Below are 22,502 nucleotides of genomic sequence, written 5' to 3' on the forward strand. Positions count from 1 at the left end.
GGCTGTTGTGGCGAGCAGGCTTGTCCTGCGTTGGGCTGCGAAGCGGCCCCAGTAAAGGGACTGCAATTTTCCTGAAAGAACTCAGCGTCTGGGTTTGGGGCTGCTTCGCAGCCCAACGCAGGACAAGCCTGCTCGCCACAGGAGAAATTGGCTGCCTTCAAAAGTTGTGTAGATACCCATGCTGCGATGGCACCAACTCGGTTTACCTGATACACCGATGTGTCTGCATCGCAGCGGTGCGACGATTCGACAAGCCAGCTCCCACTAAGGCAGCGTTCACTCAACGCACCGGCGGTGCGTACTGGATGCCGCCATTGCTCCACAACGCATTGAGCCCGCGCTTGATCTTCAGCACGCTGCCTTGCCCGATATTGCGTTCGAACACTTCGTCGTAATTGCCCACTTGCTTGACGATCTGCACCACCCAATCCTTGCGCAACTTCAGGTCTTTGCCGTAATCGCCGTCTGCACCGAGCAAACGTGCAACGTCGGGATTCTGGGTGGCCTTGGCCTGTTCTTCGACGTTCTGCGAGGTGATGCCCATTTCTTCAGCATTGAGCATGGCAAACAGGGTCCACTTGACGATGCTGAACCACTCATCGTCGCCCTTGCGCACCAGCGGCCCCAACGGCTCTTTGGAGATCACCTCCGGCAGCACCACGAACTCGTCCGGGTGGGCCATCTTGATGCGCTGGGCATACAGGCCTGATTGGTCGGTGGTGAGTACGTCGCAACGCCCGGCTTCCAGGCCCTTGGCGCTCTCATCGGCGGTGTCGAAGGTGATCGGCGTGTACTTCAGGCCGTGGGTGCGAAAATAATCGGAAACGTTGAGTTCGGTGGTGGTGCCGGCCTGGATGCAGACGGTCGCGCCATCGAGTTGCTTGGCCGCGGTCACACCCAGCTTGTTGTTGACCAGAAAGCCGATGCCGTCGTAATAGGTCACGCCGGTAAACACCAGGCCCATGCCGGAATCGCGGGAGCTGGTCCAGGTGGTGTTGCGCGAAATCAGATCGATTTCGCCCGATTGCAGCGCGGTGAATCGCTCCTTGGCGGTCAACTGGGTGAACTTCACTTTTGACGCATCACCGAACACGGCGGCGGCGACGGCGTGACACACGTCTACATCGAGGCCAGTCATCTTGCCCTGGCTGTCGGGCACGCCGAAGCCCGGCAGGCCGTCACTGACGCCGCACTGGATAAAGCCTTTTTTCTGGATCGCGTCCAGGGTCACACCCGCGTGGGCGCTGCCGGCCACGGCCAAGGCGGTAGCGGCGAGGATAGTTTTAAGGTGGTTCATGCGAGGCACTCCCTGTGTATCTTTTATTATTCGACGCCGCACTGCCCGCGCCGGTTTCTGAGGTTGCCCGGCAGTATTGTCAGGTTTGCGGCGTGGCCACAAACGACCTTTAGGCAACAGCTCCTTCCGATTTGGAATGACCCGGCGACTTTATTTCGTTTGCGGCAAGCCTGTGCGCACGGCTTAGATAAATACACGCCCGCCATTGCCGAGTCCCCGATTCATGAGCCGCGAAAGCATCAGCCAGTCGATTTCCGTCGTTCACCCCATCAGCCTCAGCCACGGTAAAAATGCCGAAGTGTGGGACACCACGGGCAAGCGCTATATCGATTTTGTCGGTGGCATTGGCGTGCTTAACCTCGGGCACTGTCACCCAGGTGTGGTGGAGGCGATTCGCGAACAAGCCACGCGGCTTACCCACTATGCGTTCAACGCCGCGCCGCACGCGCCCTACATCGAGCTGATGGATCGCCTTTGTGCGTTTATCCCGGTGGATTACGCGGTGAGCGGCATGCTCACCAACAGCGGCGCGGAAGCGGCGGAAAACGCCTTGAAAATCGTGCGCGGCGCCACCGGCCGCACGGCGGTGATCGCCTTTGATGGCGCCTTCCACGGCCGCACCCTGGCCACGCTTAACCTCAATGGCAAGGTAGCGCCGTACAAGCAAAAAGTCGGTGTGCTGCCCGGCCCGGTGTACCACCTGCCCTACCCCAGCGCCGATAACGACGTGACCTGCGCCGACGCCCTGAAGGCCATAGACCGTCTGTTCAGTGTGGAGATCGACGTCAACGATGTGGCCTGTTTCATCATCGAGCCGGTGCAGGGCGAAGGCGGCTTTTTGGCCCTGGACATCGAGTTTGCCCAGGCTCTGCGCCGCTTTTGTGATGAGAAAAACATCCTGCTGATTGCCGACGAAATCCAGTCCGGCTTCGGGCGTACCGGCCAGCGTTTTGCCTTCTCGCGCCTGGGCATCGAACCGGATCTGATCCTGCTCGGCAAAAGCATCGCCGGTGGCGTGCCATTGGGCGCGGTGGTCGGGCGCAAGACGCTGCTCGACAACTTGCCCAAAGGCGGCCTGGGTGGCACCTATTCCGGCAACCCGATTGCGTGCGCGGCGGCCTTGGCAACATTAGACGCGATGACTGATGAACACCTGCAAACCTGGGGTTCACAGCAAGAGGCCGCCATCGTCAGCCGTTATGCCGCCTGGCGCGAACAACAGCTGTCGCCCTACCTGGGTCGCCTGACCGGCGTGGGTGCCATGCGCGGTATCGAGCTGGCCCATGCCGACGGCACGCCCGCGCCCCAGCAACTGACCCAACTGCTCAGCCTGGCGCGCGATGCCGGCTTGCTGCTGATGCCCAGCGGCAAATCGCGGCATATCATCCGCCTGCTGGCACCGTTGACCACTGAGCCTGCGGTGCTGGAGCAAGGCCTGGATATTCTTGAGGCCTGCCTTAAGCAGCTGGCTTAATAGCGCGCATCCACGGGTTTGCCGCCGTTGGGCCAGTCTTTGACCTTGTCCGGGAAATCCGGGCGCGGTTGGCCAGAAAAATACGCCGCCACGTCCACCGCGTCCTGGTCCGACAGACCGCCCTGCCCCAGCGGGAATTTCTCGTGGAAGCCGATAGGCATGTTGCGCTTCACAAACGCCGCCGCGGTGTAAGGCCGCGCCATACCGGCGCCGATATTGAATGACTGCTCGCCCCACAGTGGCGGGTACACCAGCTCGCCATCCGCACGCGTCAGGCCCTGGCCATTTGCGCCATGGCACACCGCACATTGCTTGGCATACACCTGCTTGCCGTTGTCCAGGTCCGGCTTGATCGCCGGATCGATCTTGCCCACGCCACGCCCGGCGACTTTATCTTCAGGGCGGGTGTTGTTTTTCATCCAGTCAAAATACGCGACCATCGCCTGCATATCCGCCGACTGCGGCGCCAGTGGCTTGCCGTTCATGGAACGGCGGAAACAGCCATTGATGCGCTCCTCCAACGTGACCACCTTGCCTGCACGCGGCGCGTAGCTGGGGAAGAACGCCGACACGCCCACAAAGGGCGAACCGTCCGCCACGGTGCCGGCGTTAAGATGGCAACTGGTGCAGTTGAGCGAATTGCCGACGTTATCCGGCAGCAGCGCCTTGGTTTGCAGGTGCAGGCGCATGCCGCGAACAACCTGGTCGGCGTTCGGTGCGGCGAGCAAATCCGCCAGCCTTGGGGTTTCGAAGGCCGACGAATCAGTGGTGGCAGGGTTGAGCTGGTCGCGCAGTGTCTTCACCTGCGCGGCGCTGATGGGCGTGCCTGCGTTACCCCAACGGGTACGTACAAAGGTCAGGATCTCGGCGATTTCCTGATCGGCCAGCCGGCTGAAACCGGGCATGGTGTAGACCCGTGGGTGGGCGGCGGTTTGCGCGGTTTCCCAGCCGGTCAGGGTGATATGCAACAGCGAAGTCGGGTTGTTCGAGGCAATGCTCGGGTTACCGGCCAACGGAGGAAACAGGCCTTTTACGCCGGCGCCGTCACTGCGGTGGCAGTCGCTGCAAAACTGCATGTAACCCAGGCCGCCACGGCTGGTGAACAGGTCGGCTGGCGGTGCGGCAGGTGCTTGGGCGACCGAGGGCATTGACAGGTCATCTTTGCCTGGCGGCAGGGACTTGAGGTAACTGGCGATGGCCGTGAGGTCGTCATCGCTGAAATGCTGGGTGCTGTGGTGGATCACATCGGCCATGTTGCCGGCGACCGTGGCAAAGCGGTTCTGCCCGGTCTTGAGCAGTTGCACGGTGTCTGGCACCGTCCACAGGTTGCGCAGGCTCAGGGCGCGCCAGTGCTCGACGGTTTCACCGGCCAGGTAATGCCGGCCACCGCGGCCCGCATCGCTCATGGCTTTTTCCTGGAAGGCGATGCCCCGTGGCGTGTGGCACGAGCCGCAGTGCCCCAGGCCCTGGACCAGGTAGGCGCCACGATTGAGCACCGCGCTACGTTGCGGGTCAGGTTGGAACGGCTGCTTGTCGAGAAAGGCAAAATTCCACAGCGCCAGGCCCCAGCGCTGATTGAACGGGAAGCCCATGTCCGCCTCAAGGTTGGCCTGTTGAACCGGCTCCACGCCTTGCATCAGGTAGGCGTACAGGGCGCGCATGTCCTCTGCGCTCATCTTCGCGTAGGACGGATACGGCATGGCCGGGTAAAGGTTCATGCCCGCGGGCGTCACGCCTTCACGCATCACCTTGTCGAACTGCTCGAAGCTGTAGTTGCCGATACCGGTGTCGCGGTCCGGCGTGATGTTGCTCGAATAAATCGTGCCCATTGGCGTGCTCAGCTCCAGCCCGCCGACCATCACCTGGCCTTGCTTGGCGGTATGGCAGGCGATGCAGTCGCCCAGTTGGGCCACATATTTACCCTGTTCAATTTGGGTTGGGGCGGCGTGCAGAGGTAGCGCAAGACACAGCGTCGCCCCCAGCAAGGCCAGGCGGGACAATGAAAAGGCCATCGCATTAATCCTTTAATAACCTGGCGTGGAGTAGTCCCCTCGGCGCAGGCCAGCGGTTGTTTTTATGGGTTCATCAGGCCTTTGTGTTGTAAAGGTTTTTGCGCTGGAGGGTGTTGATGTGGGTCAGCGCTGAAATGATGACGTCACCACGCACGTGACCGTTGATAAGATGCCCCTTGTAGATATGTACGTATTTCTGTACGTTCCAGCCTTCACTGAGGAGATCAGCCATGGAAACTATCAACTACACCAACGCCCGCGCTCATTTGTCCGAAACGATGGACCGAGTTAACGAAGATCACATCCCGCTGCTGCTGACACGACAAAAAGGCGAGCCGGTGGTGATGATCTCGCTGTCAGAATTCAATGCTCTTGAAGAGACAGCCTATCTGCTGCGTTCGCCAAAAAATGCTGAACGTCTCATCAACTCAGTCAACAGCTTGCGAGCAGGTAAAGCCAAGCCAAGGCGGTTGATTGAAGAATGAAAATACTTTTTACCCCTGAAGGCTGGGACGACTACCTCTGGTTTCAACAAAACGACAAGGCAGGCCTCAAGCGTATAAACCTGCTGATCAAAGCGATCCAAAGAGACCCCTTTGATGGGGTCGGCAAACCTGAACCTCTCAAACACAACCTGAGTGGCTTCTGGTCCCGCAGAATCACTGCCGAGCATCGACTTGTTTATGGTATTGAGGAGGATGAAGTACAAATTTTGATGTGCCGCTATCATTACTGACCGAGCTCACATCGCCTGATCTGCCCCTCTCCTGAAAGTACCCGACGCATTACTGCAAGGAAGCACCCATGCTCGATATCCTCCAAGGCACGCCCCTGTGGGTGTACGCCATCTACCTGTGGATTTGTTATTACGGCATCAAGGCCTGCCTGGGCGGGCGTGAGAATCGCCGCTCATTGATGATTCTGCCGGTGGTGCTGGTGGTGTGGTCGCTGATGTCGCTGGCGCCTTCGATCCTGTCGAGCGGCGCCTGGGTTGCGGGTGCGCTGGCCGGCAGCTTGCTGGGGATGTTGCTGTTCAACGCCGATGGCGCCCGGCTCGATGCCAATGGCGAAACGCTGGTGTTGGCAGGCACCTGGAAAACCCTGCTGATCTCCCAGCTGTTCTTTGCGGTGAAGTACTACTTCGGCTATCAGCAGGCCGTACATCCGTTGCTGTTGAGCACGCCTGAGATGTTGCTGGCGGTGGGCGGTGTGTCAGGGTTTACCGTTGGTCTGTTCTGCGGGCGGGCCGTGCGCTTGCAGCGGGCGCTGAGCGCATTACGCCGCGATATGGGCAGTGTGCTGCCTTGACCTGACCTGCGTGGCCGCCGAAAATGCGCGACGTTTTTTTGTTCCCGTTTACTGAAGTAGTGAAATTTCAATGTCTGATTCTTACACCGAACACGCCGCCGAAGAATCCGTAGCCGCCCTGCAATCGAAGGCCGAGTACGAAAACGCCATCAATCTTTCACAGCATGTGCCTGCGGCCAAGATCATCAGCGAGATGGTGCTGGACGCGTTCCACACCTCCAAGGAAAGCGACCAGATCCGCGAACTGCGCGTGGCCATCCGCCAGGCCCATGACGCCTTCGACGACGACAAGGCCTATGACCTGATGGGCCAGCTCAAGCAACTCAAGGATGCCGAAGCGGCCGACAACATCGCCCTCGAAGACCTGAGCAGTAAATTCTCGATCAGCCGCATCCTCTCCAGTTTCAAAGACGACCCTGAGTTTCAGGAGCTGGTCTACGGCCTGGCCCTCAAGGTGTTGAACCAGTCTCACCAGGCCATCAGCAACCCGAGCGCCGGCAAGGGCAAGGCTGCACGGGCCAAGAAAGAAGCCGAAGTGTTTGTGATCAGCAAGGATGGCATCAGCGTCACCCTGCCGCTGCGCACCCCGCGCTCCAAGCTCAACGTTGACCGCGAGGCCTTCGAGTTTTTGGGCTTCAGCTTTGTGGGTGAAGGTGACGAGGCCGAGCTTGAAACCGAGAGCTTTGTGGATAACGCCGGCGCCGAGCAGCCGTTGAGCCGCAAGAGTGTGATTACTGCACTGCAGCAGCAGACGGCGTTTGATGGGTACAGCATCGCGCAGCAGTAACGCATTGCCTGCAACACAGCTGGACTAAAAATGTGGGAGCGGCGGTGCGACGATTCGACTTGCTCGCGAAGGCGGTGTATCAGTCAGAACATTTTTTACTGACACACCGCCTTCGCGAGCAAGCCCGCTCCCACATGGGTTTTGTGTTGTTTTAAAGACTCGCAAACACTTCTCGAAACCGCGCCATTTCCTGCTTGTTGCCCACTGTCACCCGCACCCACTGCGGCCAATCCTTCCACACCCGCCCAACCAATACGCCCTGTACCGCCAGCTTCTCGATGACCTGTTCTGCCGGTTGCTTCACGTTAATCATGAAGCAGTTGCTTTGCGAGGCTGTGCAGGTAAAACCACGCGCCTTGAGCCAAGCCATGGTTTCGTCACGCAGTTGGGCGTTGAGCGCCTTGCGTTGCGGCACTAGCTTGAGGTCTTCCAGGCTTGCCCGGGCACCGAGCAACGTGGACGCCGCCGGCACATTGTCGCCACCAAACACCGCCAGCCGCTCCAGCAACGCCGGGTGTCCGATCGCCAGGCCCAGGCGCGCGCCGGCCATGCCGTAGATCTTCGAGAAGGTGCGCAGCACCAGTAAGTCGTCGTGGTCTTTGACCCAACTCACGCAACTTTGTGCGTCGCAGAAGTCGATGTAGGCCTCGTCCACTACCAGCACGCAGCCTTTGGGTTTGTTCGCCAGCGCCTGGCGGATTGCTTCGGTGGGCGTCAGCGTGCCGGTCGGGTTGTTGGGGTTGCACAGGTACAGCATGCCCGCCTGCGGGTTGGCCGCGAGCATGGCCGGCACGTCATGGGCGTGCTCGGCATTAAGGCTCACTTCGAGTACTGGCGCCTGCCACGCTTCGGCGGCCTGGCGGGGTACTTCATAGGACGGCGTGGCCATCACCAGACCACGAGTCTGGCTGGTAAACGCCAACACGGCGTAGCGCAGGGCGGCCATGGAGCCGGCAAATACAGCGACCTGCTCTTCGGCAAGCCCCTGTGCTTTAGCGAACTGTTCGGCCAAGCCGTACATGTAGCCATAGGGATACAGCCCGGAAAGGGCGATGCCACGCTGCATCGCCTCGCGGGCGGAGGCGCAAGGGCCGTAGGGGCTTTCGTTGTAGTTGAGTCGCACCGTGTCAGCCGGGGCCGGTGGCGGGCTGGCGACCGCCCAGTCCAGGCGGCCCAGCACTGGCAAGGCCGCGCCAAAGGCGAGAAGAGACCGACGACTTACGCTGAACATGGAGCGACTCCTTGTAGACGGGTGATGGTTTCTCACGGTTCGTACAAAGAAGTATGACGAGAAGGCGCTCAGCTGATTTAGCCACCTGCGCGCTGATCAACCCTCCAGGTAGTCGGCAATCGGGTAATTCATGCACAAGGCTTCCACCGCGGTGCGCACCTGCTCGCGCACCTCAGGCGCAAGCCGAAAGTCCTGTTCGCCCAGCGGGGTGACATTTTCCAACACCCGACATATCAGCTCAATCACCTGCCGGCAGCCGTCGGTGTCGAATTCGCGTTGCGCCATTGAGCCGGTGCCGAGACACAAGCCGCTGGTGACCAACTTCGAGCGTGTCTCGCCCGGTACGCGATGCTTGCTCACCACAATGGCGCAAGACTCCAGGGCCGCCTCGGCGATGGCGCCAGTCATGGCGCCCTGCAACCGAATCAGCACCGTATGGTTCTCACTGCGCCCGCCCACCACGTCGTAACCCTGGGCCGCAAACGCGCTGGCCACCTCATCGGCAAGCTCACGGCCACGCCCCATACAGGCATCAAACGCTGCTGACTTCGCATACCCCAAGGCCGCCGCTTTTGCCGCGATCATATTCATCGCTGGCGCGCCTTGCATACGCGGGAACACGGCTTGATCCAGCACGCGGCTGAACGTTGATTTAAGGCCGGGCACCTTGGTCTCGGCGTCGCGGCCGCACAGGATCAACCCACCACGCGGGCCGCCCAATTGCTTGTGCGTGCAGGTGATGGTGACGTGTGCAGCATTGATCGGGCTCGGATGGCGCCCTGTCACCACCAACCCGGCGATAGCGGAAATATCCGCCAGCAGGATGGCGCCCGCCTCGTCGGCAATCGCGCGAAAGCGCTCAAAGTCCACCACCCTTGAGTACGCACCCGCACCACAAATAATGATGCGTGGGCGATGGGCCAGGGCCAGGCTGCGCACCTGCTCATAATCAATAAGGCCTTCGCCGGTGGTGCCGTAGCGGATAGCCTTGTAATAGGCCCCGGTGAACACCGCCGGGCTGCCAAGCGTGAGTTCACCACCATGGTCGTGGGCCATACCCAGTAGCGTATCGCCCGGCTCAAGCAGCGCCGAAAGCACTTGGGATATGGCGTTGGACGCCGAATGAGGCTGCACGCCGGCGTAATGCGCGTCGAACAATTCCCGCGCTCTGCGGATGGCCAGGGATTCAACCAAATCGACATTTTCGCAGCCGGTGCGATAGCGTTTGCCGGGCGTGCCTTCGGCGCTCACGTTGACCAGTGCAGAGGCGCAGGCGACCAAGGTGCGTGGCTTGACCGCGCAGGAAGAAGCCACCAGTGAGAGGGTGCGATGCTGGCGAGTGACTTCAGCATCCAGCAGGCTGGCGAGTTCGAAGTCTTCTGCGCGCAGATCCGCCAGGCCACGACGCAGCAGGTCGGCCTGGTCTTTGAGCGGTACGGTATTGAATGCCATCGGTGCGGTTCCCTTCCTGGGCGTTGCGTGCCGGTCCGTCCTGAACCGAGAGGGTTAATTAAACAGGAAATTAAACATTTTCCAAATCAAATGTTCATTTCTCCGGCACCAAGCCCATCAAAAGTACGCAAGCTGCGCATCCGGACTTTATTGTTAGGCCCAACGCATGCAACACTCCCGCCGCCACAAAACCAGAAGCGCCCCAGGAACGGGCGCTCTCCTGTTGTGGCTGCGCAAACAACGGACGTTAACGACTAAAAGGAAGTGGTGAGCACGTGATACACAGACGCGAAAAAACCGAGCACTTGAAGAGCAACATCAAGTACTTGATCAAAAGCCGCGGCGAGACGCAGCTATCGTTATCCAATGCTGCCGGCCTGACCAGGACCACCATCTACAACATCCTGGAAGGCAAGGTCGTCAACGTGCAGCAGTCCACTGTCCGCAAAATCTCGGACTTCTTTGGCGTCTCTTACGATGAAATCGAGACCCTCGATTTTGAAGCCAAGGAAATCATCGAGAGCAGTGTTTCCCCACAGGGCAACATGAACCCGGCCGCCGTGCCGGTGCTCAAGGAAAGCCTGGTTATCCAGAATCTGGACAAGCGCATTGGCGAGTTGGCCACGCTGTATCCGCTGACCTACTACTTCGGCTCTTCCTACAACCTGATCGGTGTGCGCCTGGAACGGGGCATTCCCGGCATCAACGAGCCGGGCGATTTGCTCATTGTGCAAAAAGGCGCGTCCACGCTGGGCAAAGAAAAACTGGTGTACGACCGGGCCACCCAAAAGATGTTTATCACCCTTGAAGCCTGCGCCACCTCACAGCGCCTGTGTGTAATCGGCGACATCATCGAGGAGCGCTTCAATGACAACGTATGAGGCGGGCATCGAAAACAGCACATACAAACTGCTGGGCTTTGAGAATGACAAGAGCCTGGCGGTGATCATGGTGATCGCCACCGGCAAGGTCATCAAGATGAAGCTGAGTGAAGTCATCAACAGCGAAATCATGGACAACCTCAATAAAATGGAAGTTAAGAACATGTACAAGAAGTTCTATTCACAGGGAGGGACGCTGACGGCCTACGATATCAACGACCGCAACGAAAACTCCTGGATGATCTACATCATCCTGAACCTGTTGCTGTTCACGTTTTATATCTTCACCAGTATTGCCGCGACCAAGCCTATTTACCTGGAGTCGATGGGCATCATCGTCACGCCGGGCACGTTTCTGTACCCACTTACGTTTTTGATCGTGGATCTGCTCAACGAGCAATTCGGCCTGCGGCTGGCCAGACGCGCCATTTTGTTTGCGTTTGCCAGTAACGCGATGATCATCATCCTGCTCTACGGCTCGACATTTCTGCCTGGGTTGCCGGGCTGGAAGCTCGATGGCCCTTACAACGACGTGATCATTCAGGTGTCCTCGGTATTGGTCGCGTCCTCGGTCTCGTTCCTGGTGTCGGAGAACATAAACTCCTACTTGCTGTGCAAGATCAAAGAACTGACCAACTCCAGATACCTGTACCTGCGGATTTTCCTCAGTACGTTTTTTGCGGTGATTATCGACAGCTTCCTGTTCTGCTTTATCGCGTTCTATGGCGCTATGCAGACCAGTGACATCTTGAGCATGATCTACGTGCAGATCGCGATCAAAGTCGGCTTTGCGTTCTTCAATATTCTGCCGGCCTATGGCGCGCGCGCGTTGTTCAAACGCTGGATTACCGGTAGCGCCGCCTGACCGTTAGCAGGTTGGTTAATGTGATCTGAATGTGGGAGCGGGCTTGCTCGCGAATGCGGTGGGTCAGTCAATTTATCTGCAACTGACATACCGCATTCGCGAGCAAGCCCGCTCCCACATTTTGGCCGAGTACCGCTTGCGGCCCTGATCCTAACTCAACTGCAACTTCTGCTTCAGGCTGCTCATCACACCCGCTTTATCCTGCAAATACTCATTCAAGCCCCGCGCCCGCAGGTTGCATGCATCGCAATTACCGCAGCCGGTGCCGATGATACCGTTGTAGCAGGTCAGGGTCTGGTGCTGAACCAGCTCCAGTTGGTTGTGGTAATCAGCCAGCGCCCAGGTCTCAGCCTTGTTCAGCCACATCAACGGCGTGTCCAGGCGCAGTTTGTAGTCCATGCCCAGTTGGAGCGCCGTGTTCAGCGCTTTGACAAAGTCATCGCGGCAATCGGGATAACCCGAGAAGTCGGTCTCGCACACACCGGTAATCACGCTTTCAGCTTTGACCTGATAGGCGTAGATCGCCGCCAGGGTCAGAAACAGAATATTGCGCCCCGGCACAAATGTGCTCGGCAGGCTTTCGCCCGAGCTGTTCACGGTCGGCACCGGGATGTTGTCGCGGGTCAGGCTGCTGATCGCCAGCTCATTGAGCAAAGACACATCCATCACCTTGTGAACGGTGGCGCCCAGCTGCTTGGCCAGCTTCTGCGCAACTTCAACTTCGGCCACATGGCGCTGGCCATAATCGAAGGTAATGCAGTGCACTTCGTCATACTGCCCCAGCGCCTGGATCAGGCAGGTGGTCGAGTCCTGCCCGCCACTGAATACCATCACGGCTTTTTTAGTCATCACGTTGCTTCCTGCATTTGTAGAATGTGGGAATAGTTTAAAGGCCACTCAATAAAAAGCCCCGCGCTTCTTGCGAAGGCGGGGCTTTTTGTTGCTCGATGACTCAGTGTGCGTAGGTCAGCAACAGCTCTTTCGGCACTTGGAAATCCAGGGACATCATCACGCTGAGCGCGGTGATGGTGAAGATCGAGAACACGAACAGCTTGCGCGCCCAGACGGTGTCATCCACCGCCTTGTAGCCGGTCCAGGCCATGTACAACCAGTACATGCCCATGGCGGCAGCAACAGCGAGGTAGCTCATGCCGGCGTAGCCACTGAAGGTCAGCATCAAGGTCGCCACGAGGAAGGCCAGGATGTAGAGCAGGATGTGTTTCTTGGCTACCTGAATGCCACGTTTAACCGGCAGCACCGGAATCGACGCAGCCAGGTAGTCATTGAAGCGGAAGATTGCGATGGCATAGGAGTGCGGCATCTGCCACAGGCTGAACATCACCAGCAGCACCAGCGCAGCCATGTCGAAGCTATTGGTCACAGCCACATAACCAATCACCGGCGGCATCGCCCCCGACAGACTGCCCACCAGCGTGCCGTGAACCGACTTGCGCTTGAGGTACAGGCTGTAAAGGCCGACGTAGATAACAAAACCGATCACGGCAAACAGTGCCGCCAACGGGTTGGCCACCTTGTACAACAGGGCCACACCGGCAACACCCAGGACGGTCGCGTAGATCAGTGCCAGTTTCAGGGAGATAAGGCCCTGCACCAGCACACGATTCTTGGTGCGTTCCATCTTCAAGTCGATGTCACGGTCGATGCAGTTGTTGAACACACAACCGGAAGCTACCACCAGGGACGTGCCGATCATCGCAGCCAGAAAAATGGCCAGATCGACATGCCCCTTGGAGGCCAGGAAGAAACCGCCTGCCACAGAAAGCACGTTACCGAAAATGATCCCCGGTTTGGTGATTTGGATAAAGTGCTTAAGCGACATCGGGTCTTACCTCACTTCGCCATCATGAACGTATGGATGCTGAACATGATCCATATCGACAGGCCAACCAGCAGCAGGATCACAAGACCTGCGAACACGAACGCAATCACGTTATCGCGCTGCTCTTTCGAGCGATCCAGGTGCAGGAAGTACACCAGGTGAACCAGAACCTGAATCACCGCGAACGCCAGGACGATCATCAAGGTGATCGACTTCGGCAAGGTTGGGTACATCACCAGGCCGAATGGGATCAGGGTCAGGATGACCGACAGGATGAAGCCGATAGCGTAAGACTTTACGCTGCCGTGGCTCGCATCATGGCTGTCATGGTCATGGGAGTGTGCATTAGCCATTACAGAGTCCCCATCAAGTAAACGACGGTGAATACGCAGATCCAGACCACGTCCAGGAAGTGCCAGAACAGGCTCAGGCAGCTCAGGCGAGTCTTGTTGGTGTTGGTCAGGCCGTGTTTATTGACCTGATACATCATCACCGCCATCCACAGCAGGCCGGCAGATACGTGCAGACCGTGGGTGCCTACCAGCGTGAAGAACGCGGACAGGAAGCCGGAACGGTGCGGGCCGTAGCCTTCGGAGATCAGCAGGTGGAACTCGTTGATCTCCATGCCGATGAAGCCCAGGCCGAACAGGAAGGTCAGTGCCAACCAGCTCAGTACGCCTTTCTTGCTGCCCTTGTAGAAGGCCAGCATGGCGAAGCCGTAGGTGATCGAACTGAACAACAGCAAGGCGGTTTCGCCGAGCACGTAAGGCAGTTCGAAGATGTCGTGGCCCGACGGGCCACCCGCTACGTTGTTTACCAGTACCGCGTACACCGCGAAGATCGACGCAAACAAGATGCAGTCGGTCATCAGGTAGAGCCAGAAACCGAATACGGTCATTGGCCCCGAGTCGTGGTGATGGTCATCGTGCCCATGGTCATCGACATGGGCGTGTCCAGCATTGGTCACTAAGTTCGACATGGTTTAAGCCTGTTCCAACGAGGTTTCTACACGGTTGGCCGGGATTTTCTTCTCGGCTACCAGGCGAGCGTGTTGCTCGGCTTCGATGCGTTCGATCGTCTCGACCGGCACCATGTAGCCTTGATCATCACGGGCAGCGTGAATGATGAAGTAACCGATGGTGCCTACCAGGCCCACGATTGCCAGCCACCAGATGTGCCAGATCATCGCGAAACCGAACACGGTCAACAGCGCGCCCATCACCACGCCAGTGGCGGTGTTGTTCGGCATGTGGATCGGCTCGTAGTGCTTAGGCTTCTGGTACGCAGTACCGTCTTCCTTGGCTTCGGTGAACGCGTCAATGGTGTTCGCAGTCGGGATCACAGCGAAGTTGTAGAACGGTGGTGGCGACGAAGTCGACCATTCCAGGGTGTGGCCATTCCATGGGTCACCGGAGTCACAGGCGTTCTGCTTGCGATCACGGATACTCACGTACAGCTGGATCAGCTGGCAGGCAATACCGGCAGCGATCATCAACGCACCGAACATGGCGACGTACAGGTACGGCACCCACTCAGGGTTGGTAGTGGCGTTCAGACGACGGGTCATGCCCATGAAGCCCAAAGCATAGAGCGGCATGAACGCGACGAAGAAGCCCGAGATCCAGAACCAGAATGCAGCCTTGCCCCAACCTTCGTGCAGCTTGAAGCCGAACGCTTTCGGGAAGTAGAAGCTGAAACCTGCGATGTAGCCGAATACAGCACCACCGATGATCACGTTGTGGAAGTGCGCGATCACGAACAGGCTGTTGTGCAGTACGAAGTCAGCACCCGGGATGGCCAGCAGTACGCCGGTCATGCCGCCGATGGCGAAGGTCACCATGAAGCCCAGGGTCCACAGAACCTGGCTGGTGATACGCAGACGGCCGTGGTAGATGGTGAATAGCCAGTTAAATAGCTTCACCCCCGTCGGGATAGAAATCAGCATCGTCGCCAGGCCGAAGAAGGCGTTGACGCTGGCCCCCGAGCCCATGGTGAAGAAGTGGTGCAGCCAAACCATGAAGCCCAGTACAGAGATCGCGCCCGATGCGTAAACCATCGAGTGGTGACCGAACAGGCGTTTGCCGGTAAAGGTTGAGATCACTTCAGAGAAGATACCGAACGCTGGCAGGATCAGGATGTACACCTCAGGGTGACCCCATGCCCAGAACAGGTTCACGTACATCATTGGATTGCCACCAAGTTCATTGGTGAAAATGTGGAAATCCAGGTAACGGTCAAGCGACAGCAACGCCATGGTAGCGGCCAGGATCGGGAACGAAGCCACGATCAGGACGTTGGCCCAGGTGCAGGTCCAGGTGAAGATCGGCATGTCCATCAGTTTCATGCCAGGGGCGCGCATTTTCAGGACGGTGGCCAGGAAGTTGACCCCCGTCAATGTCGTCCCGAGTCCTGATAACTGTAGCGCCCAGATGTAATAGTCCACACCCACGCCCGGACTGTACTGAATGCCCGACAATGGCGGATACGCAACCCAACCGGTCTTGGCGAATTCGCCGACGCCCAGGGACAGGTTGATCAGCACCACGCCGGAAACCAGCAGCCAGAAGCTCAGGGAGTTCAGGAACGGGTAGGCAACGTCACGCGCACCGATCTGCAGCGGCAAGGCAAGGTTCATCAAGCCGGTGAAGAATGGCATCGCCATGAAGATGATCATGATCACACCGTGAGCGGTGAAGATCTGGTCATAGTGTTCAGGCGGCAGGTAGCCAGGCGAACCCTCGGTGGCCATGGCCAACTGGGTACGCATCATGATGGCGTCGGCAAAACCACGCAGCAGCATGACCATGGCAACGATGACGTACATGACACCGATTTTCTTGTGGTCGACAGACGTCAGCCACTCGGTCCACAGGTAGGTCCACTTCTTGAAATACGTGATTGCAGCAAACAGTGCCAGACCACCCAGCGCGATCATGGCGATGGTCACCATTACGATCGGCTCGTGGAACGGGACCGCATCCCAACTTAATTTACCAAACATCGTTTACTCCTCTGCCCCAGCAGTTGAATGCGAGCCCGTGTCAGAACCTTCAACCACGGCCACTTCTTTCTTCTCGTGCTTGACCGGCTTGCCTGGCTTCATACCTTCGTACTTGTCGACGATTTTCTGAAACAGGTCCGGCTCAAACGCGGAGTACAGAGCGACTGGGTTGTTCTGGCTTGGTTTGGTCAGGGCGTCGTATTCAGCTTGATCAAGCTGTTTAGGTGCGGCCTTGACTGCGGCTACCCAGGCGTTGAAGTCTTCCTGGCTCGTCGAGATCGCTTTGAATTTCATGCCGGTGAAGCCAGCGCCGCTGTAGTTCGCGGAGATGCCTTCCATTTCAGCTTTCTCGTTGGCGATCAGGTGCAGGCGAGTCTGCATGCCTGCCATCGCGTAGATCTGGCCGCCCAGTGCAGGGATGAAGAACGAGTTCATCACGGCATCGGAGGTGATTCGGAAATTAAGCGGAGTGTTCTCCGGGAACTGGATCTCGTTGACCGTGGCGATACCCAGGTCCGGGTAGATGAACAGCCACTTCCAGTCCAGCGCGACCACTTCGATGTTGATCGGCTTGACGTTGGATTCCAGCGGACGGTACGGGTCCAGCTCGTGGGTCGACTTATAGGTGATGTAACCCAGGGCGATGATGATGAGGACCGGTACCAGCCATACGGCGATTTCGATCTTGGTGGAGTGCGACCACTTAGGCGCGTAGGTAGCGCTGGTGTTCGACGCGCGGTATTTCCAGGCGAAGGCGAAGGTCATGATGATCACAGGGACCACGACCAGCAGCATCAGCAGGGTAGCGGTGATGATCAGGTTTCGTTGATCCAGACCGATCTGTCCTTTTGGGTCCATCAAGGTCCACTTGCAGCCTCCCAGCATTAACAGCATGCCAATCAGCGGCAAAAAGCCTAGTAATCGGGGGTACCTGTTTTTACTCATCTCACGACCTCTAAAGCAGCTTGCGCAATGCAGTTGGGTTTTGATCGCCAACACTTCACCCTGCCAAGGGTTGGCATTTCTCTTCGATTGAATAAGAGCCTGCCCGTCACGCCATAACTGTACGTTTCACGGACCTGCGGTGAGTTCTTATTCGATTTCGTGGTTAAAGGCCTTGTTACAGACCAATTCCATTTGGTGCGGATAGTTGAAAGGCTGCCGGAACCTTGGGGTCGCACAGAGCCGTCCATCTGCCCCTCGACCGCTCCAGTGCTCAAATATTGAACAGCACAGGACATTCAGTGCGGGCGATTGTAGTTAGCTAGCGATGTATAAACCATGTCTTATAAAGAAATAATTTTTATCGATTACAGCAACAATCCTTCACTAAACCTGCAAAGGTTCGCGATCTTATCGTGTTCGATTCTCAACAAAAACCACAAAAATTGCCGTGTTATTGGGCATAACGCCACTTCCCTTACACCTTGTAAGGGCTTGCAAAACGGATCCAAGCCCCCATAAAACAAGGCATTCGGACATCACCCAATGGCTCGGGCGGCGTGACATTCGCGGCATCACCCAAACGATGAACTGACAGCACAATTTAGCCTTCGGGTGCAAATTCAGGCGGCGGTTTGATGGGTCAGAAATGTCCTGCGACAGCGTCCGTGTGACAACATGTCGCACGCTGCGCACACCTATTGTTGCCCCTCGTCACGGCCCTTTCACAAATCCCTACAACCAAAAACGCCCCGGACTTCCTTCAAGGAAGACCGGGGCGTTTTGGGGAACAGGCTCAGGCCTGGCGTTGGCGATTGCGATAGATGCCCAGCGGCACCAGGATCACCGTCAGCACGAACGCCACCAGCGCCCATTGCGCCAGCGACAGGCCAAGTATCGGCGGGTACGGCGTGCTGCAGAAGCCGTCGACCTGGAAGCCCAGTGGGAACACCTTGGCCAGTGGCAGTTCATCGACAATCGGCTGCAGCACATCGACGCCACAGCTGACTTCCGGGAAAAACTGGGTATACACGTGGTGGCCGGCGGCAGCGACGCCGCCCAGGGCACTGAGTACTACCAGCCCTTCAAACAGAGTGACCGCACCTTTGCGGCGCATGGCGGCACCGATGAAGGCAAAGATCGCAATCAACAGCAAAGCGTAGCGCTGCAGGATACACAGCGGGCATGGCGCCTCGCCCAATACCACTTGCATATACAGCGCACCGCCGATCAGCGCCAGGCAGATGATGCCCAGCAACACCAGAAAGCGCCGCTCCCTGCCTAAACGCAATTCGTCACTCATCCCCGTTTTCCCTTTGTCGTTGTGCCAATGCCGGCAAGTTTACACACAGAGCATGGTTAAAACAGAGAGGGGTTAACTGCGGATTAATCGGGATAAATAGAGAACCCAATGTGGGAGCGGGCTTGTTGTGGCGAGGGAGCTTGCTCCCGCTGGACCGTGCTGGCGCTCCAGTGCGCAGCGCTCCCAAGATTTTTGGGGCCGCTTCGCAGCCCAGCGGGAGCAAGCTCCCCCGCCACAGGGTAGGTGTAATTATTCCAGCGCTGCCGCCGGGCCAAAGAACTCGTAGCGCGCCTGCTGCTCCGGCACACCCAGCGCCTTCAGATGACGCTTGATCGCCGCCATAAAGCCTTTAGGCCCCAGGAAGTACGCATCCAGGTCACGCTCCTGCGGCAGCCACGCCGCCAATTGCTCCTGGCTCAGCAGCCCAACCTTGTCCGCCGCCGGGCTCACGCCATCGTCCTCGGCATAGCAATAAAAACGCTTGAGCTGCGGGTGCCTGGCCGCCAGGGCGTCGACCCAATCACGGAACGCATGCACACCGCCATTGCGCGCGCAGTGGATAAAGTGCACCGGGCGCTCGGTTGCCAGGGCCGCTTCAAGCATTGGCAATGTCGGAGTAATGCCCACCCCGCCGCTGATCAGCACCAGCGGTTTATCGCTGGCCGTCAGGGTGAACTCACCCGATGGCGGGAACAGGTCGATGGTTGCACCGACGTGCATCTGGTCATGCAGGTAGTTGGACACCCGCCCACCGGCCTCGCGTTTGACGCTGATGCGGTACAGGCCCGCATCGCTCAAGGCCGACAGGGAATAGTTGCGGCGCACTTCTTCGCCGTCCAGCAGCAGCTTCATGCCGATGTACTGGCCCGGCGCGGCTTGCAGGATCGGGCCGTTATCCACAGGCGCAAAGTAGAACGAGATAATTTCGTCGCTCTCCTCCACACGTTTGACCAGCAGGAATGGCCGCGCACCGCGCCAGCCGCCCCGCGCCTGGGCTTTATCATCGTAGATGGCCGCTTCGGCGCCAATCAGGATGTCGGCCAATTGGCCGTAGGCCGCACCCCAGGCATTCATCACCTCAGGCGTGGCGATCTCGCTGCCGAGCACTTCAGAGATGGCGCGCAGCAGGCAGGCACCCACAATCGGGTAATGCTCCGGCAGGATCTGCAAGGCCACATGCTTGTTGATAATCCTGGCCACCAGGTCACCCAGTTGGTCCAACTGGTCGATATGCCGCGCATACATCAGCACGCCATTGGCCAGGGCACGGGGCTGGTCACCACTGGCCTGGTGGGCCTGGTTGAACAGCGGGCGAACTTCCGGGTATTCGCTGAGCATCATGCGGTAGAAATGCGTGATCAGCGCTTCGCCGCCGCTTTCCAGCAGGGGCACAGTGGATTTGACGATGGCACGGTCTTGGGCACTAAGCATGGCAGACTCCTGGGTCTTTTTACTGATTACCCTTACCTACTCAGCATTCGTGCCAACTAATTAATCGTTATATTTCAATTGGTTAAATATTTTGTAGTCGGTATGACTCCCTACACTTTATAGTCATATGGACTACAAGGAGTCATTATGACTGCACAATCGCTGCTCACTACCCTGCTGCCCCTGGTCGCCGACCTGTCCCGCGAGCTGCCCGAGGGCGAGCGCTATCGACGCCTGTTGCAAGCCATGCGCGCACTGCTGCCGTGCGATGCCGCCGCGTTGTTACGCCTGGACGGTGAGTGGCTGGTGCCGCTGGCAGTGGATGGTTTGAGCGCCGATACCCTTGGCCGGCGCTTCAAGATCAGCGAGCACCCACGCTTTGAAGTGTTGCTGAGCAGCCCCGGCCCTACCCGTTTTGACAGCGACAGCGAACTGCCCGACCCCTACGACGGTTTGGTCGATGGCCTGCACGGGCACCTGGAAGTCCACGATTGTATGGGCTGCCCGCTGTTTATCGACGACCAGCCCTGGGGCTTGCTGACCCTCGATGCATTGGACACCGAACGGTTCGAACGCGTCGAGCTGGATGCCTTGCAAGCCTTTGCCAGCCTGGCGGCGGCCACGGTCAATGTCGCCGAACGCATCGAGCGCCTGGCATTGCGCGCCGAAGACGAGCATCAGCGCGCCGAAATCTACCGCCAGGCCAGCGGCCAGCAGCACAAGGAAATGATCGGCCAGAGCAAGGCGCACAAGCGTCTGGTCGAGGAGATCAAGCTGGTGGGCGGCAGCGACCTGACGGTGCTGATCACCGGCGAAACCGGGGTCGGCAAGGAGCTGGTCGCCCAAGCCATCCACGCCGCGTCCCCGCGTGCGGACAAGCCGCTGATCAGCCTCAACTGCGCCGCGCTCCCGGAAACCCTGGTGGAAAGCGAGCTGTTCGGCCACGTGCGCGGCGCCTTTACCGGCGCGTTGAATGAACGCCGTGGCAAGTTCGAGCTGGCCAATGGCGGCACCCTATTCCTGGATGAAGTGGGCGAGTTGTCGCTGACCGTGCAGGCCAAATTGCTGCGCGTGCTGCAAAGCGGCCAGTTGCAACGCCTTGGTTCGGACAAGGAACACCAGGTGGATGTGCGCCTGATCGCCGCCACCAACCGCGACCTCGCCGAAGAAGTGCGCAATGGCCGCTACCGCGCCGACTTCTACCACCGCCTGAGCGTGTACCCGCTGCAAGTGCCGGCGCTGCGCGAGCGCGGGCGGGATGTGTTGCTGCTGGCGGGCTACTTCCTGGAGCAGAACCGTTCGCGCATGGGCCTGGGCAGCCTGCGCCTGACCAGCGACGCCCAGGCCGCGCTGCTGGCCTACAACTGGCCAGGCAATGTGCGGGAGCTGGAACATTTGATCGGGCGCAGCGCGCTCAAAGCCCTGGGCAACTGCCGCGAGCGGCCGAAGATTCTGAGCTTGAGTGCCCACGACCTGGACCTGCCGGACGTCAGCGCGCCGGCTATCGAAGAAACGCTGCAAGCACCACTGGCCGTGACCGGCGACCTGCGCCAGGCCACCGAACACTACCAGCGCCAAATCATCAGCGCCTGCCTGGAACGCCACCAGCACAACTGGGCCAGCGCCGCCCGCGAACTCGGCCTGGACCGCGCCAACCTCGGCCGCATGGCCAGGCGCCTGGGCCTCAAATAGCCCAGGCAACTCCCACATTAGATAGCCTTTACCTTTAAGCTTGGCTGAACCGGCCGAGGCTTACGAAACACCAACACATTCCCCAACATCACCAGCCCCAGCCCCATCAGCGCCGGGGCGGTCCACTGGTAGCCCTCGGCAAATGCCGACACGTTCAGCGCCACCACCGGAAACAGCACCGTGCAATACGCCGCCCGCTCAGGCCCCATGCGCCCAACCAGGGTGAGGTAGGCGGTAAAGCCGATCACCGAACCCGGAATCACCAAGTACCAGAGCGCGCCGATATAGCGTGCACTCCAGTCCATGTCGAAGGTAATGCCGCGCACCGCGCAGTAAGTCGCCAGCATCGTCGCGCCATAGGCCATGCCCCACGCGTTGGTGGTCAGCGGCTTGAGCCCGGCCTTCTGTTGCAGGCTCGAAAGCATATTGCCTGCCGAGAAACACATGGTCCCCAACAATGCCAACCCCAGGCCTAACAGGGTCTGTGGGCTGGCGGTATGCCCTGCCAGTTCCGGCCAGAACAAAAAGCCCAGTCCCAGCAAGCCGAGTGCGCCGCCCATCAACACGTTGCGCGCTACGCGTTGGCCGAAAAACACCCGGGCATTGAGGGCGTTCCACAACGTGGCGGTGGAAAACACCACCGCCACCAGACCGCTCGGGATCCATTGGCTGGCGGTCAGGAAGCACATGAAGTTCACGCAGAACAGGCACAGCCCTTGCGCCAGGCAGATCAAATGCCCGCGCCGGTTCATCACCTGCAGCTTGCGGCTGAGCAGCAACAGCGCAAACAGCACCAGCGCCGCCAGGCCGAAGCGGTAGACGATCGATACGGGAATTGCCACGACGCCCAATTGCCACTTGAGGGCGATCCAGGTGGTGCCCCAGATCAGCACGGTGAGTAAATACAGGAAAAGGTTCATAGCGGGCTCCGTCGATTGAGCCACAGTGTCCCTTGGCAGCCGGTCGGCGCTCTTACACATTCTTGC

Annotated in this window: 22 protein-coding genes; 8 read left to right on the forward strand and 14 right to left on the reverse strand. The window is 58.9% G+C overall.

The features are described 5' to 3' along the window. Positions 1-280 precede the first annotated feature (280 nt). Positions 281-1,297: an amino acid ABC transporter substrate-binding protein gene (locus ACTD9P_RS21190; RefSeq protein ID WP_438869231.1), complete on the reverse strand. Its 1,017-nt coding sequence runs from the start codon at positions 1,295-1,297 to the stop codon at positions 281-283. A 223-nt stretch (positions 1,298-1,520) separates the two neighbouring features. Here ACTD9P_RS21190 and ACTD9P_RS21195 point away from each other — a divergent pair, with 223 nt between their 5' ends. Beyond that, positions 1,521-2,771, forward strand: coding sequence for a 2-aminoadipate transaminase (locus ACTD9P_RS21195; protein WP_438869232.1), 1,251 nt, complete (start codon positions 1,521-1,523; stop codon positions 2,769-2,771). Here the strand turns inward: ACTD9P_RS21195 and ACTD9P_RS21200 are convergent. Together ACTD9P_RS21200 and ACTD9P_RS21205 are read right to left on the reverse strand one after the other, a co-directional pair. After that, positions 2,768-4,783 (reverse strand): c-type cytochrome, encoded by a 2,016-nt coding sequence (locus ACTD9P_RS21200; RefSeq protein WP_438869233.1) that lies wholly within the window; start codon positions 4,781-4,783, stop codon positions 2,768-2,770. The two genes, ACTD9P_RS21195 and ACTD9P_RS21200, sit on opposite strands and share 4 nt — an antisense overlap. Before the next feature lie 73 nt (positions 4,784-4,856). Next, positions 4,857-5,015 carry a hypothetical protein gene (locus ACTD9P_RS21205; protein ID WP_438869234.1) on the reverse strand — a complete coding sequence of 53 codons (159 nt, stop codon included), beginning with the start codon at positions 5,013-5,015 and terminating at the stop codon, positions 4,857-4,859. Here ACTD9P_RS21205 and ACTD9P_RS21210 point away from each other — a divergent pair. From ACTD9P_RS21210 to ACTD9P_RS21225, 4 genes are all read left to right on the forward strand, one after another. Then, the gene (locus tag ACTD9P_RS21210) at positions 5,014-5,268 is read left to right on the forward strand and encodes a type II toxin-antitoxin system prevent-host-death family antitoxin (protein WP_078739028.1); all 255 of its coding nucleotides are present in this window, start codon (positions 5,014-5,016) and stop codon (positions 5,266-5,268) included. The genes ACTD9P_RS21205 and ACTD9P_RS21210 overlap by 2 nt on opposite strands. Beyond that, a complete protein-coding gene (locus tag ACTD9P_RS21215) occupies positions 5,265-5,519 on the forward strand; it encodes a Txe/YoeB family addiction module toxin (protein WP_099489640.1) in 255 nt (84 codons plus the stop codon). Before ACTD9P_RS21210 ends, ACTD9P_RS21215 begins: the two co-directional genes overlap by 4 nt. 68 nt (positions 5,520-5,587) lie before the next feature. After that, positions 5,588-6,091: a DUF6622 family protein gene (locus ACTD9P_RS21220; protein ID WP_438869235.1), complete on the forward strand. Its 504-nt coding sequence runs from the start codon at positions 5,588-5,590 to the stop codon at positions 6,089-6,091. 70 nt (positions 6,092-6,161) lie between these two features. Beyond that, the gene (locus tag ACTD9P_RS21225; RefSeq protein WP_438869236.1) at positions 6,162-6,878 is read left to right on the forward strand and encodes a hypothetical protein; all 717 of its coding nucleotides are present in this window, start codon (positions 6,162-6,164) and stop codon (positions 6,876-6,878) included. Positions 6,879-7,029: 151 nt separating this feature from the next. On the opposite strand, the gene ptaA is transcribed toward ACTD9P_RS21225, so the two are convergent. Next, complete coding sequence (gene ptaA / locus ACTD9P_RS21230; RefSeq protein WP_438869237.1) at positions 7,030-8,109, reverse strand: pyoverdine biosynthesis transaminase PtaA; 1,080 nt, start codon at positions 8,107-8,109, stop codon at positions 7,030-7,032. 96 nt (positions 8,110-8,205) lie between these two features. After that, on the reverse strand, positions 8,206-9,561 hold the full coding sequence (gene glyA / locus ACTD9P_RS21235; protein ID WP_438869238.1) for a serine hydroxymethyltransferase: 1,356 nt from the start codon (positions 9,559-9,561) through the stop codon (positions 8,206-8,208). Positions 9,562-9,836: 275 nt separating this feature from the next. On the opposite strand from glyA, the gene ACTD9P_RS21240 reads away from it, so the two are divergent. Together ACTD9P_RS21240 and ACTD9P_RS21245 are read left to right on the forward strand one after the other, a co-directional pair. Then, on the forward strand, positions 9,837-10,442 hold the full coding sequence (locus ACTD9P_RS21240; RefSeq protein ID WP_438869239.1) for a helix-turn-helix transcriptional regulator: 606 nt from the start codon (positions 9,837-9,839) through the stop codon (positions 10,440-10,442). Next, positions 10,429-11,307: a queuosine precursor transporter gene (locus tag ACTD9P_RS21245; RefSeq protein WP_438869240.1), complete on the forward strand. Its 879-nt coding sequence runs from the start codon at positions 10,429-10,431 to the stop codon at positions 11,305-11,307. The genes ACTD9P_RS21240 and ACTD9P_RS21245 overlap by 14 nt, the downstream gene beginning before the upstream one ends. A 150-nt stretch (positions 11,308-11,457) precedes the next feature. On the opposite strand, the gene queC is transcribed toward ACTD9P_RS21245, so the two are convergent. The 8 genes from queC to hmpA form a co-directional block, all read right to left on the reverse strand. Continuing rightward, positions 11,458-12,156 carry a 7-cyano-7-deazaguanine synthase QueC gene (queC, locus tag ACTD9P_RS21250; RefSeq protein WP_438869241.1) on the reverse strand — a complete coding sequence of 233 codons (699 nt, stop codon included), beginning with the start codon at positions 12,154-12,156 and terminating at the stop codon, positions 11,458-11,460. A gap of 103 nt (positions 12,157-12,259) precedes the next feature. Further along, positions 12,260-13,147 (reverse strand): heme o synthase, encoded by an 888-nt coding sequence (gene cyoE / locus ACTD9P_RS21255; protein ID WP_017135069.1) that lies wholly within the window; start codon positions 13,145-13,147, stop codon positions 12,260-12,262. Positions 13,148-13,158: 11 nt separating this feature from the next. After that, positions 13,159-13,500 (reverse strand): cytochrome o ubiquinol oxidase subunit IV, encoded by a 342-nt coding sequence (cyoD, locus tag ACTD9P_RS21260; protein WP_010206434.1) that lies wholly within the window; start codon positions 13,498-13,500, stop codon positions 13,159-13,161. After that, positions 13,500-14,126, reverse strand: a complete 627-nt coding sequence (locus tag ACTD9P_RS21265; RefSeq protein WP_056858318.1) for a cytochrome o ubiquinol oxidase subunit III — start codon at positions 14,124-14,126, stop codon at positions 13,500-13,502. The genes cyoD and ACTD9P_RS21265 overlap by 1 nt, the downstream gene beginning before the upstream one ends. Positions 14,127-14,129: 3 nt before the next feature. After that, positions 14,130-16,148 carry a cytochrome o ubiquinol oxidase subunit I gene (gene cyoB, locus ACTD9P_RS21270; protein ID WP_138813899.1) on the reverse strand — a complete coding sequence of 673 codons (2,019 nt, stop codon included), beginning with the start codon at positions 16,146-16,148 and terminating at the stop codon, positions 14,130-14,132. A 3-nt stretch (positions 16,149-16,151) separates the two neighbouring features. Then, positions 16,152-17,093 carry a ubiquinol oxidase subunit II gene (cyoA, locus tag ACTD9P_RS21275; RefSeq protein WP_026013527.1) on the reverse strand — a complete coding sequence of 314 codons (942 nt, stop codon included), beginning with the start codon at positions 17,091-17,093 and terminating at the stop codon, positions 16,152-16,154. 793 nt (positions 17,094-17,886) lie between these two features. Then, complete coding sequence (locus ACTD9P_RS21280; protein WP_056858320.1) at positions 17,887-18,393, reverse strand: disulfide bond formation protein B; 507 nt, start codon at positions 18,391-18,393, stop codon at positions 17,887-17,889. A gap of 249 nt (positions 18,394-18,642) precedes the next feature. After that, complete coding sequence (gene hmpA, locus ACTD9P_RS21285) at positions 18,643-19,824, reverse strand: NO-inducible flavohemoprotein (protein WP_438869243.1); 1,182 nt, start codon at positions 19,822-19,824, stop codon at positions 18,643-18,645. 147 nt (positions 19,825-19,971) lie between these two features. Here hmpA and norR point away from each other — a divergent pair, with 147 nt between their 5' ends. Next, entirely contained in the window at positions 19,972-21,516 is a 1,545-nt protein-coding gene (gene norR / locus ACTD9P_RS21290) for a nitric oxide reductase transcriptional regulator NorR (RefSeq protein ID WP_438869244.1), read from the forward strand. Positions 21,517-21,533: 17 nt separating this feature from the next. On the opposite strand, the gene ACTD9P_RS21295 is transcribed toward norR, so the two are convergent. Continuing rightward, complete coding sequence (locus ACTD9P_RS21295) at positions 21,534-22,436, reverse strand: DMT family transporter (RefSeq protein ID WP_438869245.1); 903 nt, start codon at positions 22,434-22,436, stop codon at positions 21,534-21,536. Positions 22,437-22,502 lie beyond the last annotated feature (66 nt).

The organism is Pseudomonas onubensis (assembly GCF_965653655.1).
GTDB lineage: Bacteria > Pseudomonadota > Gammaproteobacteria > Pseudomonadales > Pseudomonadaceae > Aquipseudomonas.

Coding starts and splice junctions, on each gene's coding strand:
- ACTD9P_RS21190 (WP_438869231.1), bottom strand. CDS start 1,297: ATGAACCACCTTAAAACTATCCTCGCCGCTACCGCCTTGGCCGTGGCC.
- ACTD9P_RS21195 (WP_438869232.1), top strand. CDS start 1,521: ATGAGCCGCGAAAGCATCAGCCAGTCGATTTCCGTCGTTCACCCCATC.
- ACTD9P_RS21200 (WP_438869233.1), bottom strand. CDS start 4,783: ATGGCCTTTTCATTGTCCCGCCTGGCCTTGCTGGGGGCGACGCTGTGT.
- ACTD9P_RS21210 (WP_078739028.1), top strand. CDS start 5,014: ATGGAAACTATCAACTACACCAACGCCCGCGCTCATTTGTCCGAAACG.
- ACTD9P_RS21205 (WP_438869234.1), bottom strand. CDS start 5,015: ATGGCTGATCTCCTCAGTGAAGGCTGGAACGTACAGAAATACGTACAT.
- ACTD9P_RS21215 (WP_099489640.1), top strand. CDS start 5,265: ATGAAAATACTTTTTACCCCTGAAGGCTGGGACGACTACCTCTGGTTT.
- ACTD9P_RS21220 (WP_438869235.1), top strand. CDS start 5,588: ATGCTCGATATCCTCCAAGGCACGCCCCTGTGGGTGTACGCCATCTAC.
- ACTD9P_RS21225 (WP_438869236.1), top strand. CDS start 6,162: ATGTCTGATTCTTACACCGAACACGCCGCCGAAGAATCCGTAGCCGCC.
- ptaA (WP_438869237.1), bottom strand. CDS start 8,109: ATGTTCAGCGTAAGTCGTCGGTCTCTTCTCGCCTTTGGCGCGGCCTTG.
- glyA (WP_438869238.1), bottom strand. CDS start 9,561: ATGGCATTCAATACCGTACCGCTCAAAGACCAGGCCGACCTGCTGCGT.
- ACTD9P_RS21245 (WP_438869240.1), top strand. CDS start 10,429: ATGACAACGTATGAGGCGGGCATCGAAAACAGCACATACAAACTGCTG.
- queC (WP_438869241.1), bottom strand. CDS start 12,156: ATGACTAAAAAAGCCGTGATGGTATTCAGTGGCGGGCAGGACTCGACC.
- cyoE (WP_017135069.1), bottom strand. CDS start 13,147: ATGTCGCTTAAGCACTTTATCCAAATCACCAAACCGGGGATCATTTTC.
- cyoD (WP_010206434.1), bottom strand. CDS start 13,500: ATGGCTAATGCACACTCCCATGACCATGACAGCCATGATGCGAGCCAC.
- ACTD9P_RS21265 (WP_056858318.1), bottom strand. CDS start 14,126: ATGTCGAACTTAGTGACCAATGCTGGACACGCCCATGTCGATGACCAT.
- cyoB (WP_138813899.1), bottom strand. CDS start 16,148: ATGTTTGGTAAATTAAGTTGGGATGCGGTCCCGTTCCACGAGCCGATC.
- cyoA (WP_026013527.1), bottom strand. CDS start 17,093: ATGAGTAAAAACAGGTACCCCCGATTACTAGGCTTTTTGCCGCTGATT.
- ACTD9P_RS21280 (WP_056858320.1), bottom strand. CDS start 18,393: ATGAGTGACGAATTGCGTTTAGGCAGGGAGCGGCGCTTTCTGGTGTTG.
- hmpA (WP_438869243.1), bottom strand. CDS start 19,824: ATGCTTAGTGCCCAAGACCGTGCCATCGTCAAATCCACTGTGCCCCTG.
- norR (WP_438869244.1), top strand. CDS start 19,972: ATGACTGCACAATCGCTGCTCACTACCCTGCTGCCCCTGGTCGCCGAC.
- ACTD9P_RS21295 (WP_438869245.1), bottom strand. CDS start 22,436: ATGAACCTTTTCCTGTATTTACTCACCGTGCTGATCTGGGGCACCACC.